Source organism: Phocaeicola coprophilus DSM 18228 = JCM 13818 (assembly GCF_000157915.1).
Classification (GTDB): domain Bacteria; phylum Bacteroidota; class Bacteroidia; order Bacteroidales; family Bacteroidaceae; genus Phocaeicola; species Phocaeicola coprophilus.
The window spans coordinates 1-1,561 of the sequence record NZ_EQ973695.1 but is presented as its reverse complement, the minus strand read 5'-3'; the positions used below and the strand labels follow the sequence as shown (position 1 = coordinate 1,561).

At 32.9% G+C, this 1,561-nt stretch carries 2 protein-coding genes; both read right to left on the bottom strand.

From position 1 onward, the window contains the following. A partial coding sequence (locus BACCOPRO_RS17030; protein ID WP_008145688.1) for an ankyrin repeat domain-containing protein occupies positions 1-1,012 on the bottom strand: 1,012 nt, incomplete at its 3' end. Between the two features lie 11 nt (positions 1,013-1,023). Then, on the bottom strand, positions 1,024-1,561 hold a 538-nt coding region (locus BACCOPRO_RS18670; protein ID WP_008145686.1), incomplete at its 5' end, for an RHS repeat-associated core domain-containing protein.

Here is a 1,561-nt window from a genome sequence, read left to right as displayed (position 1 = left end):
TTTCTAAGAGTACAGATGTAAGTTCGTAATGAGAATTTTTTTTCTTTTTTTGAGGAATTAGAGTAAACAATGTAACTGAATTGTCATTTTTATCACATTCTAATGTTGTGTAATTATATTCAACAACATGAAAACCCGAATACTCTAATTGTGTATTATCACATATTTTATCAAGAGGAATAAATTCTCCATCGAAAAAAATACGACCATTTTGTAACCATAGAGACAACCATTCCATAATCAAATAAGGTAAATTTGAAGGTGCAATTCTTGAATATGGATTCCATCCTAATGGTAAAATCATTATAAATTCTGTTGATGGATTGCTATACCTATAATTACCTATGGTATATAAGAGTACGTTGCTGTTACTATTTGTTATTGCAATTCTATTAAATGTCCCATTTGACAAAATATTGAAGCGATTTGGTATTACTCTTCCAATATAGTAATCTATGTGGGCGGATATTCCTCCCCCATTTTCTGAAGTCCAATCATAATCCCTATTTACATTTGATAATGCTCCATTTTCAATTAGATAGTTAAATAGATGTTCATGTTTCCATATTATAGCTAAATCCAACGGACTCAGATATAATCCGATATTTAATCTATTTATATCTGCTCCACACTCAACAAGATACGCCATCATATCATAATGCCCTTTTGTGCAAGCTGTTCCAATTGCAGAAAGTTTTACTAAATCGTATCCATTTACATCTGCATTATTGTCTAATAATAATTTTACAATATCAATATTATTAGAAGATGCGGCACCTTCTAAAGGATAGAATATATGATCTTTTGTATAATTGACATCAGCGCCATAATCAATAAGAATTTTACAAATATCATATAAGCCCAATTTTGCAGCTCGATATAGCGGTGGATTTAAATTATACAATTCTCCATCATTTAAATTCAATGTGCTATTTTCTCGCAAAATTTTTTCCAAAGCAATACTATTACCTTGTGTTATGTATTTCTCAATTTTTTGATACAATTCATTCATGTTTTTTTATTTTATTTAAAACCAGTTCCAGAGAAGATCTCTCCAAGTGAACCTAATGTCTCTTTTATGGCTTCAGGGTTTCCTCTTACTTTGGATAATTCATCATATACTGTTTTAGCTGCTTTTTTAGAATGATTGCCTAATCCATTGGAAGCCCAAACAAAATTTTCAATAGAAGAATTTAAATCTATTCCGACTTCTGCTATTATATCTTGAGAGTCAGTTATCCATTTCCTTGCGTCAGCAGACCAATTAGAGGGAGCATGTTCTCTTACAATATGATGCCTATGCGGATTATACATATTTTTAGGAGCAGGTCCCATTTTTTTCATATCACTCGCACTTAAAGCGCATTTTTCTAATCCGAACAGGTCTAAGTAGCTATTGACATCTTCAACATATCCATAGAGTGTCGGATTGTTTCCCGCCAGTCCAATCGGGTCAGAAGAAATATACATCCCCATATCCGGCGAGTAGTACCTGAACCTGTTGTAATACAGCCCCGTATCTACATCCTCGTACTGTCCCTGATAGCGGAACGGCACGAGT